Source organism: Phyllobacterium sp. MT110 (assembly GCF_058792715.1).
The window spans coordinates 933,603-948,355 of the sequence record NZ_JBXAFE010000001.1; the positions used below are offsets into that span (position 1 = coordinate 933,603).

Annotated in this window: 12 protein-coding genes; 9 read left to right on the plus strand and 3 right to left on the minus strand. The window is 62.0% G+C overall.

What is annotated here, in order from left to right:
- Positions 1–63 precede the first annotated feature (63 nt).
- The 9 genes from AC1Q5O_RS04920 to AC1Q5O_RS04960 all read left to right on the plus strand — a co-directional run bounded on the left by AC1Q5O_RS04920 (position 64) and on the right by AC1Q5O_RS04960 (position 10,922).
- Complete coding sequence (locus tag AC1Q5O_RS04920) at positions 64–888, plus strand: ABC transporter ATP-binding protein (protein WP_105732939.1); 825 nt, start codon at positions 64–66, stop codon at positions 886–888.
- Positions 889–948: 60 nt separating this feature from the next.
- Positions 949–1,728 carry a transporter substrate-binding domain-containing protein gene (locus AC1Q5O_RS04925; protein ID WP_403173655.1) on the plus strand — a complete coding sequence of 260 codons (780 nt, stop codon included), beginning with the start codon at positions 949–951 and terminating at the stop codon, positions 1,726–1,728.
- A 264-nt stretch (positions 1,729–1,992) separates the two neighbouring features.
- Positions 1,993–2,706 carry an ABC transporter permease gene (locus tag AC1Q5O_RS04930; RefSeq protein WP_223615218.1) on the plus strand — a complete coding sequence of 238 codons (714 nt, stop codon included), beginning with the start codon at positions 1,993–1,995 and terminating at the stop codon, positions 2,704–2,706.
- Positions 2,706–3,545, plus strand: a complete 840-nt coding sequence (locus AC1Q5O_RS04935; RefSeq protein ID WP_492562017.1) for an ABC transporter permease — start codon at positions 2,706–2,708, stop codon at positions 3,543–3,545. Before AC1Q5O_RS04930 ends, AC1Q5O_RS04935 begins: the two co-directional genes overlap by 1 nt.
- 194 nt (positions 3,546–3,739) lie before the next feature.
- Positions 3,740–5,746 carry a CocE/NonD family hydrolase gene (locus AC1Q5O_RS04940; protein ID WP_492562018.1) on the plus strand — a complete coding sequence of 669 codons (2,007 nt, stop codon included), beginning with the start codon at positions 3,740–3,742 and terminating at the stop codon, positions 5,744–5,746.
- A 121-nt stretch (positions 5,747–5,867) separates the two neighbouring features.
- Complete coding sequence (locus AC1Q5O_RS04945; protein WP_346307278.1) at positions 5,868–7,457, plus strand: ABC transporter substrate-binding protein; 1,590 nt, start codon at positions 5,868–5,870, stop codon at positions 7,455–7,457.
- An 11-nt stretch (positions 7,458–7,468) separates the two neighbouring features.
- A complete protein-coding gene (locus AC1Q5O_RS04950; protein ID WP_223615068.1) occupies positions 7,469–8,428 on the plus strand; it encodes an ABC transporter permease in 960 nt (319 codons plus the stop codon).
- 9 nt (positions 8,429–8,437) lie between these two features.
- On the plus strand, positions 8,438–9,268 hold the full coding sequence (locus tag AC1Q5O_RS04955) for an ABC transporter permease (RefSeq protein ID WP_288193685.1): 831 nt from the start codon (positions 8,438–8,440) through the stop codon (positions 9,266–9,268).
- Positions 9,261–10,922: an ABC transporter ATP-binding protein gene (locus tag AC1Q5O_RS04960; protein WP_464660164.1), complete on the plus strand. Its 1,662-nt coding sequence runs from the start codon at positions 9,261–9,263 to the stop codon at positions 10,920–10,922. Before AC1Q5O_RS04955 ends, AC1Q5O_RS04960 begins: the two co-directional genes overlap by 8 nt.
- A 28-nt stretch (positions 10,923–10,950) precedes the next feature.
- Here AC1Q5O_RS04960 and AC1Q5O_RS04965 read toward each other — a convergent pair whose 3' ends face one another.
- The 3 genes from AC1Q5O_RS04965 to AC1Q5O_RS04975 are packed head-to-tail and all read right to left on the minus strand — an operon-like array spanning position 10,951 to position 14,745.
- The gene (locus AC1Q5O_RS04965) at positions 10,951–11,901 is read right to left on the minus strand and encodes an alpha/beta hydrolase (RefSeq protein ID WP_492562019.1); all 951 of its coding nucleotides are present in this window, start codon (positions 11,899–11,901) and stop codon (positions 10,951–10,953) included.
- On the minus strand, positions 11,898–12,680 hold the full coding sequence (locus AC1Q5O_RS04970) for a carnitinyl-CoA dehydratase (RefSeq protein ID WP_223615064.1): 783 nt from the start codon (positions 12,678–12,680) through the stop codon (positions 11,898–11,900). The genes AC1Q5O_RS04965 and AC1Q5O_RS04970 overlap by 4 nt, the downstream gene beginning before the upstream one ends.
- Positions 12,673–14,745 carry an acetate--CoA ligase family protein gene (locus AC1Q5O_RS04975; protein WP_492562020.1) on the minus strand — a complete coding sequence of 691 codons (2,073 nt, stop codon included), beginning with the start codon at positions 14,743–14,745 and terminating at the stop codon, positions 12,673–12,675. Before AC1Q5O_RS04975 ends, AC1Q5O_RS04970 begins: the two co-directional genes overlap by 8 nt.
- Positions 14,746–14,753: the final 8 nt, after the last annotated feature.

The following is a 14,753-nucleotide window of genomic DNA, read 5'->3' on the forward strand; positions in this document are numbered from 1 at the left end:
AAAACAGGCAGAAATGAACGGTGTCATGACAGCAGGTGCAAGACAACCCATGGGAACCCGGCAATGACGGAGGCGTTGCGCGCATCCGTTGCCACGGACCCGCTCCAACCCGGTGCGGCCGAACGGGCCGAAGCCATCCACGTCTGGAACCTGCACAAGAAGTTCGGCGCCCTTGAGGTTCTCAAGGGCGTTTCGCTGACAGCCAGGGACGGCGACGTGGTTGCCATGATCGGCGGCAGCGGCTCGGGCAAATCCACCTTCCTGCGCTGCATCAATTTCCTCGAAAACCCGACGAGCGGCGTCATCCGCATCAATGGCGAGGACGTGCAGATGGTCAGCGACGGCGAGGGCGGCCAGTATCCCGCCAACCGGCGCCAGATCGAGCGTATCCGCAGCCGCCTTGGCATGGTGTTCCAGAATTTCAATCTCTGGCAGCACATGACCCTGATCCAGAACGTCATCGAAGTGCCGGTTCACGTGCTGGGGATGAAGCGTGACGAGGCCATGGCCATCGGCGAGCAATTGCTGGAGCGGGTCGGGCTGTCGGCCAAGCGCGATGTCTATCCCGCCTTTCTCTCCGGCGGCCAGCAGCAGCGCGGCGCCATTGCCCGCGCGCTCGCCATCCAGCCGCGCGTCATGCTGTTCGACGAACCGACCTCTGCGCTCGATCCGGAACTGGTCGGAGAAGTCCTGAAAGTTATCGGTGACCTCGCCAAGGAGGGGCGGACGATGCTCCTGGTCACGCATGAGATGAAATTCGCCCGGGAAGTGGCGAGCCATGTCATGTATCTGCACAACGGCATTGTCGAAGAAGAGGGGCCGCCGGAAGAATTGTTCGGATCACCAAAATCCGAACGTTTGAAGCAGTTTATCCGCACTGTTTCATAAGTCGCATGAAAAAATACAGGGAATAATCCTGGGGAACAATAAAGAGAAATGGAGATAGGAATGAAAGCTTTCTTGAAATCAGCGGTTGCCGCCGCTGTGCTGGTTGCCGGAATGGGAGTCGCCAGCGCCGAACAGATCAAGGTCGGCATTGCCGCCGAACCCTATCCGCCCTTCGCCTCGCCGGATGCCTCGGGCAAGTGGGAAGGCTGGGAAGTCGATGTCGCCCTTGCCATCTGCGCGCAGGCCAAGCTTGATTGCGTCATCACGCCCGTGTCGTGGGACGGCATCATTCCGGCGCTGACCACCAAGAAGATCGATATGATCGCTGCCTCCATGTCGATCACGCCGGAGCGCGAGAAGACCATCGATTTCTCCGACAAGTATTACAACACGCCCACGGTCATTCTCGGCTCGAAGGACGTCAAGATGGACGCGTCGCCGGAAGGCCTGAAGGGCAAGGTGCTCGGTGTGCAGGTGTCGACCATCCACCAGGCCTATGCGAAGAAGCATTTCGCCGCGACCGCCGCTGAAATCAAGGAATACCAGACGCAGGACGAGGCCAATCAGGATCTGGCGGCCGGACGCATCGACGCCACGCAGGCCGATTCGCTGGCGCTCGAGACCTTTGCCCAGACCGATGCGGGCAAGGCCTGCTGCGAGATCAAGGGCAAGGTCGCGCCCGATCTGGAAGTGCTTGGACCGGGTGTCGGTGTCGGTCTGCGCAAGGGCGAGACGGAGCTGAAGACCAAGATCAATGCGGCCATCAAGGACATTCGCACCAACGGCAAGTATGACGAGATTTCGAAGAAATATTTCAACTTCGATATTTACGGGGGGTAAGCCGCTCACTTGATGGTGGTTCGCGGTACTGGTGCGTGGTTCGACAAGCTCACCATGAGGGAGAGGGGTGCTGTAAGGCTAACCGGAAAGATTGCAATCCGAACGGTCTTGCAGAACTTGGCTCCCTGAAGTCTTCACTCTTCCTCATGGTGAGCTTGTCGAACCACGCACCAGCACCATGGGCCTTGTGAGAACGGTAACGCATTGTTTTGAATCGAGGATCGCTTGGCCGACGCATCGATTGCTCCCGCCGCAATAGCCGGCATGTTCGACCTTCTGTCGCCCAATCCGCCGGGTTGGGGCGGCAACCTCCTGCGCGGTCTGGCGAATTCGCTGCAGATCGCCGTCGGTGCCTTTGGCATGGGATTGCTCATCGGCACGGTCGGTGCCTATGGCAAGCTTTATGGCGGCCCGCTGGTGCGCGACATCGCCGCCATCTACACCACCATCGTCCGCGCCGTGCCGGAACTGGTGCTGATCCTTTTGCTCTATTATGCCGGTACCGACATGATCAACCGGGTGCTGGAAAGCCTCGGCTATCAGCGCGTCGACATCAGCGGACTGGTGGCGGGGATCGTGGTTCTCGGCTTCGTGCAGGGCGCCTATGCAACCGAGGTGCTGCGCGGTGCCATCAAGGCCATTCCGCAGGGGGAAATCGAGGCGGCGCGGGCCTATGGCATGTCGCCTGTTCTGATGATGCGCCGCATCACCCTGCCGGCCATGCTGCCGCATGCGCTGCCGGGCCTTGCCAATCTGTGGCTGATCTCGACCAAGGATACGGCGCTGCTGGCAGTCGTCGGTTTCAGCGAGTTGACGCTCGTCACCCGGCAGGCGGCGGGCACGACAAAGGCGTATTTCCTGTTCTTCATCGCCGCCGGCATCCTCTACCTCGCCATCACGCTGTTTTCCAATGTCATCCTTGCCAAGGTCGAGCAATGGGCGCGGCGCGGCATGCCTTCCGTCAAGGAGGCGCGCTAATGACCGAGACGCCGCTGGAAACCCCGATCGAGACGTTCCCGATCCACAAGGACAGCGACACGAGCGGTCAGGCGCGCGCACTGCCGCCGCACCGCATCGTTCTCATCCTCATCGGCCTCGCGCTTGTGGCCTCGGCTATTGTCTTCATGCGCTGGGACTGGCTGCCCAATTACGGCGATCTGATCCTGCAGGGCCTGTGGCGGACGATCTGGATACTGGTCGTCACCGTGATCATCGGTTTTCTGCTGGCGGTTCCGCTTGGGCTGGCACAGGCAGCCGGGCCCGCTATGGTGGCGGTGCCGGCGCGCGTGTTCTGCACGGTCATCCGCGGCACGCCGCTGCTCCTGCAGCTCTGGCTGCTCTATTACGGCCTGGGCTCGCTGTTTCCGCAATATCCGTGGATACGCAGTTCCGAACTCTGGCCGTATCTGCGGCAGGCATGGCCCTATGCCGTTCTCGCGCTGTCCCTGTCCTATGCGGGCTATGAGGGCGAAGTCATGCGCGGGGCCTTCGCCGGTGTGCCCAAGGGACAGCTCGAATCCGCGCGCGCCTTCGGCATGCGCCGCTTCACGATTTTCCGCCGCATCTGGCTGCCGCAGGCCATTCACCGCGCTCTGCCGACACTGGCGGGCGAGGCGGTCCTGCAGCTGAAATCCACGCCCCTGGTGGCGACGATTACGGTCGTCGATCTCTATTCCGTGGCCTCGCGCGTCAGGCAGGATACCTACATCACCTATGAGCCGCTTCTGCTGCTGGCGGCCGGGTATCTCGTCATCACCGGCATCATCGTTTTCCTGTTCCGGCGGCTGGAAAAGCTCATACCATCGAGGCTCGGATGAGACTTTTTCATCGTGACGCAAATGACCGCACATATGTCGCAAGTGTTTGGTCCGCTTAGCCGGACAGATGCGCATAGTAGGATAAAAAGGAACACCTCGCAAAAGACGAGAAAATGGGATTGATGTTTTCACCGGGTGTTCTGCCCGGTGTGCGTTATCTGTTTTCAGCTCCGCTGTGAGGACGAAAGATGATAATGCGGACAGTCGAAACATTTCAGCATCAAGTGAAAGAAACCGCCGATCTGGGCATTGTCCTGCCCGATGGCTGCCGCCTGTCGGCCCGGGTCTGGATGCCCGAGGACGCCTTGGAAAATCCGGTGCCCGCGATTCTCGAATTTCTGCCCTATCGCAAGCGCGACGGCACGACGGCGCGCGATAATCTCACCCATCCCTATATCGCCGGGCATGGCTATGCCTGCCTGCGCGTCGACATGCGCGGCAATGGCGATTCGGAAGGGCTGATGGAGGATGAATATTCGGTTCAGGAGCTGAACGATGCCTGCGCGGTGATCGAATGGATCGCGGCGCAGCCCTGGTCAACAGGCAAGGTCGGCATGATGGGCATTTCCTGGGGCGGGTTCAATTCGTTGCAGGTGGCCGCGCTGCAGCCGGAAGCGCTGAAGGCCATCATCACGCTCTGCTCCACCGATGACCGCTATGCCGATGACATCCATTACAAGGGTGGGCTGCTGCTCAACGAGAATCTGGGATGGGGCGCCACCATGCTCGCCTATTCCTCCCGCACGCCCGATCCGGCTCTGGTCGGCGACAAGTGGCGCAGCATGTGGCTGGACCGGCTCGATCATGAACCGTTCCTGCCAGCCGTCTGGCTGGCGCACCAGACGCGCGACGCCTATTGGAAGCGCGGCTCGGTCTGCGAGGATTTTTCCGCCATCAAGGCCGCCACGCTGGCCGTCGGCGGTTGGGGCGATGCCTACAAGAACGCGGTGCCGCGCCTGATGGAAGGCATAAAGGCACCGGTCAAAGGCATTGTCGGGCCGTGGGTGCACAAATACCCGCATTTTGCCGTGCCGGAACCGCGCATCGGCTTCCTGCAGGAGGCACTGCGCTGGTGGGACCGCTGGCTGAAGGACATCGATACGGGCGTCGAGAACGATCCGGCCTATCGCGGCTATCTCATGGATTCGGTCCGTCCGAAGAGCTGGTACATGGAGCGTCCGGGGTACTGGATTGCCGAGCCGCAATGGCCGTCCAAAACGATCCGCAGTGAAATCCTTCAGCTCGGTGCCGACAAGTCCCTGAGCGCCAGACGGGGTGGGGCGTTTTCCCATCTCGTCGCCTCGCCGCAGGATTGCGGCATGATGGGCGGCGAATATTGCGCCATCTGGCTCGGGCCGGAGCTTCCCGGCGACCAGCGCCGCGATGATGCGCTGTCGGTCTGCTATGACGGCGATATCCTGGAAAAAGCGGTCGATATTGTCGGCGCGCCGGAAATCAGCCTGACCGTGTCCAGCGACAAGCCCGTTGCCATGGTTGCCGTGCGCCTGTGCGACGTGCATCCCGATGGTGCTTCAACGCGCATCACCTATGGCGTGTTCAATCTGTGCCACCGCGACAGCCATGAAAAACCCCAAGCGCTCACGCCGGGCGAACCGGTAAAAATCCACTTCAAGCTCGACGATATCGCCTATCGCGTGCCCGCCGGGCACCGGCTGCGCATCGCCGTTTCCTCCAGCTACTGGCCGATGGTCTGGCCATCGCCGGAAGCGGTCAGCCTGACGCTGCATGCGGGCGCGCTCGACCTGCCGTCGCGCGATCTCGCCACCGGCGATGAATGGACCTTTCCCGAGCCCGAGGCCGCATCGCCCTGGCAGCTCGACATCCTGCGCAAGGGCACCAACAGCCGCCGGATCGAACATGACCAGGTCAGCGGCAGGATCATCCTGTCGATCGAGGATGATTTTGGCGAGGCGCGGGACAAGGAACATGGGCTCGTCCACGGCAGCGTGGCGCGCGAACGCTGGGAAATCCACGCGGACGATCCGCTGTCCGCCTATGGCGAGACGCATTGGACGGAACTGTCCGGCCGCGACGAATGGCGCGTCCGCACGGAAACGTTCACCACGATGCGGTCGGACAAGGCCAATTTTCATCTGACCGGCCGGATCGAAGCCTACGAAAATGACGAACTGGTTTTCGAGCGGAATTTCGCCGAGACGATCGCGCGTCAATACATCTGATTGCTGGAGGAGAACGTTAGACAGTCACGTTAACGGTTGAAATTTACGGGTATCAAGTCGCATAATTCACAAAAACCGAATTTGGACGCCATGCGTTCCAAGCAACAAAAGGGGAATGGGTATGTCAAGAGAACTCGATTATCTGAGCCGCAAGGTCGCCCGCGGACATCTGTCGCGGCGTGACTTTCTCGGCCGTGCAGCAGCCCTCGGTGTCACCACCGTTTTTGCCAATTCACTTCTGTCCAGTGCGGCCCTCGCCGAAGGCCCGGTCAAGGGCGGCACGCTGAAAGCCGGCATGCAGGGCGGTGCCTCGACCGACAGCATGGACCCCGCGACATGGCAGAGCCAGGTGCCGTACAAGTTCGGCCGCCAGTGGGGCGAGCAGCTTGTCGAAATCCAGCCGGATGGCACGCTCAATCCAAAACTGGCGACCGAATGGGGATCAACCCCCGACGCCAAGGTCTGGACCTTCAAGATCCGCAAGGGCGTGCAGTTCCACAACGGCAAGGACATGACGGCCGATGACGTCGTGGCCACGATGGAGCGCCACTCCGACGCCAATTCGAAGTCCGGCGCCCTTGGCGTCATGAAGGGCATCGAAAGCGTGAAGAAAGACGGCGATACCGTTGTTTTCACATTGAAAGAAGCCAATGCCGACCTGCCGTTCCTGATGGATGACTACCATCTGATGATCCAGCCGAACGGCGGCAAGGACAAGCCCACTGCCGGTATCGGCACCGGACCGTACAAGGTGGTCAAGGACGAGCCGGGCGTAAGGCACATCGGCGAAAAATTCGCCAATTACTGGGATGGCGACAAGCGCGGCCATGCGGCGCAGATCGAAATCATCGTCATCAACGATGCCACCGCCCGCACGGCTGCCCTGCAGTCCGGCCAGGTGCACATGATCAACCGCGTCGAGCCGAAGATCGTCGATCTGGTCAAGCGCGTGCCGGGTGTGACCATCCAGAACGCGGCAGGCAAGGGACACTACGTCTTCATCGCCCATTGCAACACGGCGCCGTTCAACAACAATGACCTGCGTCTGGCGCTGAAATACGCCATGAACCGCGAAGACATGGTGCAGAAGATCCTGCGCGGCTACGGCACCATCGGCAATGATTTCCCGATCAACAAGGCCTATCCGCTGTTCTCGGACGATATCGAGCAGCGCGCCTACGATCCCGACAAGGCGGCTTTCCACTTCAAGAAATCCGGCCATGACGGCGCAATACTGCTGCGCACCTCCGATGTTGCCTTCCCCGGCGCCATCGATGCGGCCCAGCTGTACCAGCAGAGCGCGGCCAAGGCCGGCATCAAGATCGAGGTCAAGCGTGAACCGGGCGACGGCTACTGGTCGGAAGTCTGGAACAAGCAGCCGTTCTCGACATCCTATTGGGGCGGCCGTCCGACCCAGGACCAGATGTATTCGACCGCCTATCTGTCCACCGCCGACTGGAACGACACGCGCTTCTTCAATGAAAAGTTCGACAAGACATTGATTGCAGCGCGCGCCGAACTCGATCCGGTCAAGCGCAAGCAGATGTACCGTGACATGTCGGTCACGGTGCGCGACGAGGGCGGCGTCATCGTGCCGATGTTCAACGACTTCATCGACGCCACCAGCGCCAAGGTTGGCGGCTGGGTGAAGGACGGCAATCAGGAAATGAGTGGCGGCTATGCCTTGTCCCGCTGCTGGCTGAACGCCTAAGGCCGGGGCGAATGAGCGGTCCTGTCCTCAAACTGGTGGCCCAGCGCATTGCGATGGGCCTTCTCCTTCTCCTTGCCGTCTCGGTGCTGATTTTTGCAGGCACCCAGATATTGCCGGGAGACGTGGCGCAATCCATTCTCGGCCAGTCGGCCACACCGGAGGCATTGGAAAACCTGCGGCGTGACATGGGGCTGAACGATCCGGCCTATATCCGCTACCTGCATTGGCTCGGTGGCATATTGACCGGTGATCTCGGCACGGCGCTTTCCAGTGGGCAGGACATCGCATCGTCGCTCAAGGGGAGGTTGTGGAATACGCTGTTCCTTGCCTTCTGGGCGGCGGTGGTTTCCATTCCGCTCGCCATCGGACTGGGTTTGCTGGCCGTGCGCTACCGCAACGGCTGGGTGGACAAGATCATCTCCGGCCTCGGCCTCGCATCGACGTCGTTGCCGGAGTTCTTTACCGGTTATCTCCTGATCTACTTCGTCGCCGTGCGCCTGCAATGGTTTCCGAGCGTCTCGACCGTCTATGACGGCATGCCGCTCGGCGAAAGGCTGAGCGCCATCGCCCTGCCGGTGACGGTGCTGACCCTCGTCGTTCTGGCGCATATGATGCGCATGACCCGGGCGGCCATTCTCAACGTCATGCAGTCGGCCTATATCGAAACGGCTGAGCTGAAGGGGCTGACGCCGTTCCAGATCATCGCCCGCCATGCGTTCCCCAATGCCATTGCCCCGATCATCAATGTGGTGATGCTCAACCTGGCCTTCCTTGTCGTCGGTGTCGTCGTGGTGGAGGTGATCTTCGTCTATCCCGGCATGGGGCAGTATCTGGTCGACCACGTGGCCAAGCGCGACGTGCCGGTCGTGCAGGCCTGCGGACTGGTGTTCGCGGCTGTTTACATCACCCTCAACATCATTGCTGATATCGTGGCGATTGTTTCCAATCCCCGCCTCAGACATCCCAAGTGAGGCCGCGCCATGCTGAATGTTAAGAACATCCCCATCAGCGCCTGGATCGGCCTGATCATCACGGCGGTCTTCCTGTTCGCGGCCATCTTTGCGCCGTGGGTTGCGCCTTATTCCGTCGGCGAAACCGTCGGCGACGTGTGGGAGCCCATGTCGGCGAAATACTGGCTCGGCACGGACAATCTCGGCCGCGACCTGCTTTCCCGCATGATCTACGGCGCGCGCATCACCATCTTCATCGCCGCCATGGCGACGGCGCTGTCCTTCATTCTCGGCTCGGTGCTGGGTTTTGCCGCCGCCGTCATCGGCGGCTGGTTCGACCAGCTGATGTCGCGTTTCGTCGATCTGATCATGGCGATCCCGACGCTGATCTTCGCGCTTGTGGTGCTGTCGGTCCTGCCCGGCAATGTCACCACGCTGATCCTCGTCATGGGCCTGCTCGATGCCACGCGCGTCTACCGGCTGGCGCGGGCCGTGGCGGTCGATATCAATGTCATGGATTTCGTCGAGGCGGCAAAGCTGCGCGGCGAGGGGCGCATCTGGATCATTTTCCGCGAGATACTGCCCAACGCCCTGACCCCGCTGGTTGCCGAACTCGGCCTGCGTTTCATCTTTGCCGTGCTGTTCCTGTCGGCGCTGTCCTTCCTTGGTCTCGGCGTTCAGCCGCCGGATGCGGACTGGGGCGGCATGGTCAAGGAAAACAAAGAAGGCATCGTCTTCGGCATTCCGGCCGCGCTGATCCCGGCGGCGGCCATCGCGATCCTTGCCATCTCGGTCAATCTCGTCGCCGACTGGATTCTCAACCGGACCACCAGCCTGAAGGGAGGACGCGGCAATGGCTAAAGCGCCTGCGAAGGACAAGACCGGCCTGCTTCTCGACATCCGCAATCTGCGGATCGAGGCCACCAGCTATCCGCCCGGCGAAGCGCCGCGCAATGTGGTGATCGTCGACAATGTCTCGGTAAAGGTTGAACGCGGCAAGGTGCTCGGCCTGATCGGCGAATCCGGTGCCGGCAAATCCACCATCGGCCTGTCCGGCATGGGATTTGGCCGTGGCGGCGTGCGCATCACCGGCGGCGAGGTATTGCTCAACGGCCGCGACATTCTCAAAGGCGGTGCGACCATCCTGCGGCAAATCCGCGGGCGCGAGGTCTGCTATGTCGCGCAGTCCGCCGCCGCTGCCTTCAATCCGGCGCGCAAGCTGATGGACCAGGTCGTCGAAGCAGCGCTGCAGCACAGGATCGCCACGCGCGCCGAGGCGGAAAAACGCGCCATCGGCCTGTTCAAGAAGCTCGGTCTGCCCAATCCTGAAACCTTCGGGCAGCGCTTTCCGCATCAGGTCTCGGGCGGGCAATTGCAGCGGGCCATGACCGCCATGGCGCTGTGTTCCGAGCCGGATCTGATCGTGTTCGACGAACCGACAACGGCGCTCGACGTGACCACGCAGATCGATGTGCTTGCCTCGATCAAGGATGCCATCCGCGACACCAACGTCGCCGCGCTCTACATCACGCACGATCTGGCCGTCGTGGCGCAGGTCGCCGACGACATCATGGTGCTGCGCCACGGCAAGATGGTGGAATACGGCGATACGCGTCAGATCATCAAGGAACCGCGCGAGGACTATACGCGCCAGCTGGTGTCGGTGCATCACATCCCGCATCAGGAAAAGACGAGCGCAGGCGCGCCCATCCTGTCGGTGAAGAACATCACCGCGGCCTATGGCGGCGGGCTGGTCAAGGTGCTGAAGAACGTCTCTGTGGATCTGCATCCCGGCCAGACACTGGCGGTTGTCGGCGAATCCGGCTCGGGCAAATCCACCCTGGCGCGTGCCATCACCGGTCTGCTGCCGCCGATGGAAGGCACGATCACCTTTGACGGGCGCACGCTTTCGCCGCGCCTTGCCAACCGCACGCGCAACGATCTGCGCGAGTTGCAGATGATCTACCAGATGGCCGACGTGGCGATGAACCCGCGCCAGACCATCGGCACCATCATCGGCCGTCCGCTCGAATTCTATTTCGGCATGCGCGGCAAGGAGCGCGACGCGCGCATTGCCGAACTGCTCGACAAGATCGAGATGGGCAAAGGCTTTGCCGACCGCTACCCCGCCGAACTGTCCGGCGGACAGAAGCAGCGTGTCTGTATCGCCCGGGCACTCGCCGCCAAGCCGAAACTGATCATCTGCGACGAGGTGACCAGCGCGCTCGATCCGCTCGTGGCCGACGGTATCCTGAAACTGCTGCTCGACCTGCAGGCGGACGAACATGTCGCCTATCTCTTCATCACCCACGATCTTGCGACGGTGAAATCCATCGCCGACGCGATCGCCGTGATGTATCGCGGCGAGGTGGTGCGCTACGGTCCGAAAACGCAGGTGCTGAAGCCGCCCTTCGATGCCTATACCGACCTGCTGCTGTCATCGGTTCCGGAAATGGAACTGGGCTGGCTGGAAGGTGCGGTCAAGAACCGGCGCATGGCAAGCGCCGGGAATTGATCTGTATCACCAAACTGCAAAATCAGGTTTAAAGCTGGCCCGGCCAGCGCCCCTGACCCAGCAGGTGCACGGCGGTGCAGATGCGGCGGAAACTGGAGCGCGCGCGCGTAACACTGTGGCGGGCACGCAGATAGCCGTGCACGAGGCCGGGCTCATTGTTCCAGATCGCCTTGCCGCCCGCAGCAGAGATGCGCTGACAATACTGCCTGCCATCGTCGGAAAGCGGATCGCATTCGGCCGAGATCACGACGGTATCGGGCAGGCCGGAAAAATCCGTATCGGCCAGCGGGGCAAAGCGCGGGTCTTTCGACCAGTCGCGGTCGCCGCTTCGGATTTTCGCATAATAGGCGGTGTCGCGCGTCGTCAGCATCGGTGCTTCCGCATGGGTGAGGTAAGACCCCTGGTCCTGCGCGCCGCCCAGTCCCGGATAGACCATGACCTGGCCGATCGGCGCGCGATCGCTATGGCGCACATGGTGCGACACGGCTGCCACCAGATTGCCGCCGGCGCTGTCACCGCACAGGACAATCGGCAGGCTGGATGTTGCCGCCACGTGTTCGAATGCCGCAAGGCAATCCTCGAAGGCGGCGGGGTGCGCATGTTCCGGCGCAAGGCGATAGTCGACCGCGATGACGTGAAAGCCGGTGCTCTCGCAAATCTCGGCACAGACATCGTCATGGCTGTCGAGACCGCCGACGACAAAACCGCCGCCGTGGAAATAGAGGCACACCGCTTCCGGATTGCTACCTGCCTTGTCGTAGAGACGCACCGGAATCGTGCGGCCATCGGCCTCGATGAAACGATCCATTGCCGAGATGCCCGCAGGGTAGCCGGCAAAGAAGGCCTTGCACATGGTGTTGTAGACGTCGCGCTGCTGCGCGACGGTATAGTCGACGGCATCGGGCGGATAAAAGCTGTTCGTCCGCTCGATGAAGGCCCAGGTTTCCGCGTCGATCAGGACTGAATAATCCGTGCTCATCTGCCCTTCCATACGGGATCGCGTTTTTCGGCAAAGGCTTTGAACCCTTCCTGACCGTCTTCCGAAGCATAAAGCATGTCAACCGTGCGGAATTTGCGCTTGGTGATCCAGTTCATCGCGTCCTGGAAGCTCATGTCTTCCGCTTCGCGCGCCACTTCCTTGATGGCGGCGAACACCAGCGGCGGACCGCTTTCCAGGAGCCGGGCGATCTCCCACACCCGTTCCATCAGCTTGTCCTTGGGCAGAACCTCGTTGACGAGCCCCCAGCGATGCGCCTCGGCGACATCCATCCAGCGGCCGGTCAGAAGCAGGTCCATGGCGACGTGGTAGGGAATGCGCTTGGGCAGTTTCACCGTGGCGGCGTCGGCCAGCGTGCCCGCGCGGATTTCCGGCAGGGCAAAGCTCGAATGATCGGATGCGTAGATGAGATCGCAGGAGAGGGCGAGTTCGAACCCGCCTCCCACCGCCATGCCGTTGACCGCGGCGATGACAGGTTTGTTGAAATCGCGCAGTTCCTGCAGCCCGCCAAAGCCGCCGACGCCGTAATCGCCGTCCACCGCATCGCCGCCTGCAGCGGCCTTGAGGTCCCAGCCCGCGCAAAAAAACTTGTCGCCTTCGGTCTGCACAATCGCGACCCGAAGCTCCGGATCGTCGCGGAACTTTTGAAACGTTTCACCGAGCAGGCGGCTGGTCTTCAGGTCGATGGCATTGGCCTTCGGACGGTCCAGCGTGACTTCAAGAATACCGCCCTCGCGGCGCGTCCTGACAACATCATTCATGCAGCTCTCCCCTGGTGATCAACAATGCATCGGCGATCCATGCGCCCTGGCCGCTGCGGCATACAAGCAGCGGATTGATATCGAGTTCAACGATCCGGCCGGCATTCTTGACCGCAAATCCGGCAATGCCAAGGATGGCATCCAGCGCCGCGTCCAGATCAGCCTTCGGCTTGCCGCGATAACCGTCGAGCAGCGGAAACATGCGCAGGGAGCGAAGGGCGGCTTCGATCTGCGCACGGCTGGAGGGCAGCAGCAGCGTGACACTGTCCTGCAGCAGTTCCACCAGCACGCCACCGGTCCCGAGGGTCATCAGCGGCCCGAACTGCGGATCATCGACAATGCCGACGATCAGTTCCGCAACGGCGTCGGTCACCATGCGCTCGACATAGAGGCCGCTGCCGATGGCAATCAGGTCGGTTGCCGCCGCGCGGACGGCTTCCGCATCGCGCAGATTGAGCCGCACGGCATTGTGCTCGGATTTGTGCGCAACGCCGAGCGCCTTGAGCGCAACCGGGAACGTCAGGTCCTCCGCAGCCGCAACCGCGGCGTCGACCGTCTGGCAGCGCCAGCCCAAGGGTACCGGCAGGCCGTGCTTCGCCAGAAGAGCCTTTGCGGCGGCTTCGTCGGGCGCCTGTTCGTCCGTGTCACGGATTTCCGGGGAGACGACCGGCTGGGCAAGGGGTGTCTTCCATGCCTTGCCGATGAAGGCGGCGGCCTCGGCCGCGTCGAATGCCTCGGTGATGCCGCAGAGCGGCGCAATGCCCCGCGCCATCAGCCCGGCCATGTACGCCTCCGGGATGTTTTCCGGCAGCGAGGCGACGATGGCGCCCTTGGCCCTGTTGGTTTTGAGGGCCGATTCAAGGCCGCGCACCGTCGACCACCAGTCGACATCGGAACAGCGGTCCTTGCGCGGAAAATCGAGCACGAGACAGCTCAGGGCAAAACCGCCGGATACCATGGCCGTGAAAGTCTCGGTCAGCGCCGGTTCGTTGTTCCAGATGAACGTATGGTAATCCAGCGGGTTGGCGACCGCGACCAGCGGCCCCAGCGTGGATTTGACATGGGCGCGATGTTCCGGCGTGAGCGGTGGAAAGTGGATGCTCCGCCCCTCGGCGCTGTCAGCCATGACGGAGGCTTCGCCGCCGGAACAGCTCATGGAACACAGCGTATCGCCATCGAGCGGCCCGTGCACATGCAGCAGTTTCAGCGTTTCGAGGAACGAGGCGATGGAATTGACGCGGGCAATGCCGAGCCGTTTCAGGAATGCATCGGACGCCGCATCCGATCCGGCCAGCGAGGCGGTATGCGACACCGTGGCGGCGCGCGCCTGGGCGGAGCGTCCAACCTTCATGGCGACAATGGGCTTGTTCAGTTCCCGCGCCCGTTTTGCCAAAGCTTCGAATTTCGCCGCCGACTGAAACGCCTCGATGTGCAGACCCAGCGCCGTGACCCGTTCATCCTCGAGCAGGGCAATGGCCATGTCGGGCAGGCCGGTCTGCGCCTGGTTGCCTGCCGTCATGACATGGGCAATCGGCAATCCGCGCGTCTGCATCGTCATGTTGATGGCGATGTTGGAGGATTGGGTGATGATGGCGACACCGCGCTCATCGGCGGCGAGTCTGCGCCCGCCATGCTGGTCCGGCCAGAGCAGGGCGCCATCACAATAATTGATCAGGCCATAGCAGTTCGGCCCGATGATGGGCATGTCGCCCGCCGCCGCGATCAGTTCATCCTGCAGGCGTGCGCCATCCGCGTCGTCGGCGCCCGCTTCAAGAAACCCCGAGGCGTAGCAGACGGCAACACCCGCGCCGCGTTCGCGCAATTGGCGGACGATATCGAGGGTCAGAAAGCGGTTGACCCCGACAAAGGCTGCATCGGGACTGCCGGGCAGATCGGCAACGGAGCGGTAGGCCTTGAGGCCAAGCACTTCGTCATGCTTGGGGTGGACCGGCCATATCTCGCCGGAGAACCCCATTTTCTGCGATTGCTTGATGACTTCGGCAGCCTGAAGGCCGCCGAAGACAGCGATGGTTTTGGGACGGAGCAGACGATCGAGTGCGCGCATGTGTCAGA

Excerpts from the sequence above, each read along its gene's own strand:
- AC1Q5O_RS04920 (WP_105732939.1), top strand. The coding sequence starts at position 64 with ATGACGGAGGCGTTGCGCGCATCCGTTGCCACGGACCCGCTCCAACCC.
- AC1Q5O_RS04925 (WP_403173655.1), top strand. The coding sequence starts at position 949 with ATGAAAGCTTTCTTGAAATCAGCGGTTGCCGCCGCTGTGCTGGTTGCC.
- AC1Q5O_RS04930 (WP_223615218.1), top strand. The coding sequence starts at position 1,993 with ATGTTCGACCTTCTGTCGCCCAATCCGCCGGGTTGGGGCGGCAACCTC.
- AC1Q5O_RS04935 (WP_492562017.1), top strand. The coding sequence starts at position 2,706 with ATGACCGAGACGCCGCTGGAAACCCCGATCGAGACGTTCCCGATCCAC.
- AC1Q5O_RS04940 (WP_492562018.1), top strand. The coding sequence starts at position 3,740 with ATGCGGACAGTCGAAACATTTCAGCATCAAGTGAAAGAAACCGCCGAT.
- AC1Q5O_RS04945 (WP_346307278.1), top strand. The coding sequence starts at position 5,868 with ATGTCAAGAGAACTCGATTATCTGAGCCGCAAGGTCGCCCGCGGACAT.
- AC1Q5O_RS04950 (WP_223615068.1), top strand. The coding sequence starts at position 7,469 with ATGAGCGGTCCTGTCCTCAAACTGGTGGCCCAGCGCATTGCGATGGGC.
- AC1Q5O_RS04955 (WP_288193685.1), top strand. The coding sequence starts at position 8,438 with ATGCTGAATGTTAAGAACATCCCCATCAGCGCCTGGATCGGCCTGATC.
- AC1Q5O_RS04960 (WP_464660164.1), top strand. The coding sequence starts at position 9,261 with ATGGCTAAAGCGCCTGCGAAGGACAAGACCGGCCTGCTTCTCGACATC.
- AC1Q5O_RS04965 (WP_492562019.1), bottom strand. The coding sequence starts at position 11,901 with ATGAGCACGGATTATTCAGTCCTGATCGACGCGGAAACCTGGGCCTTC.
- AC1Q5O_RS04970 (WP_223615064.1), bottom strand. The coding sequence starts at position 12,680 with ATGAATGATGTTGTCAGGACGCGCCGCGAGGGCGGTATTCTTGAAGTC.
- AC1Q5O_RS04975 (WP_492562020.1), bottom strand. The coding sequence starts at position 14,745 with ATGCGCGCACTCGATCGTCTGCTCCGTCCCAAAACCATCGCTGTCTTC.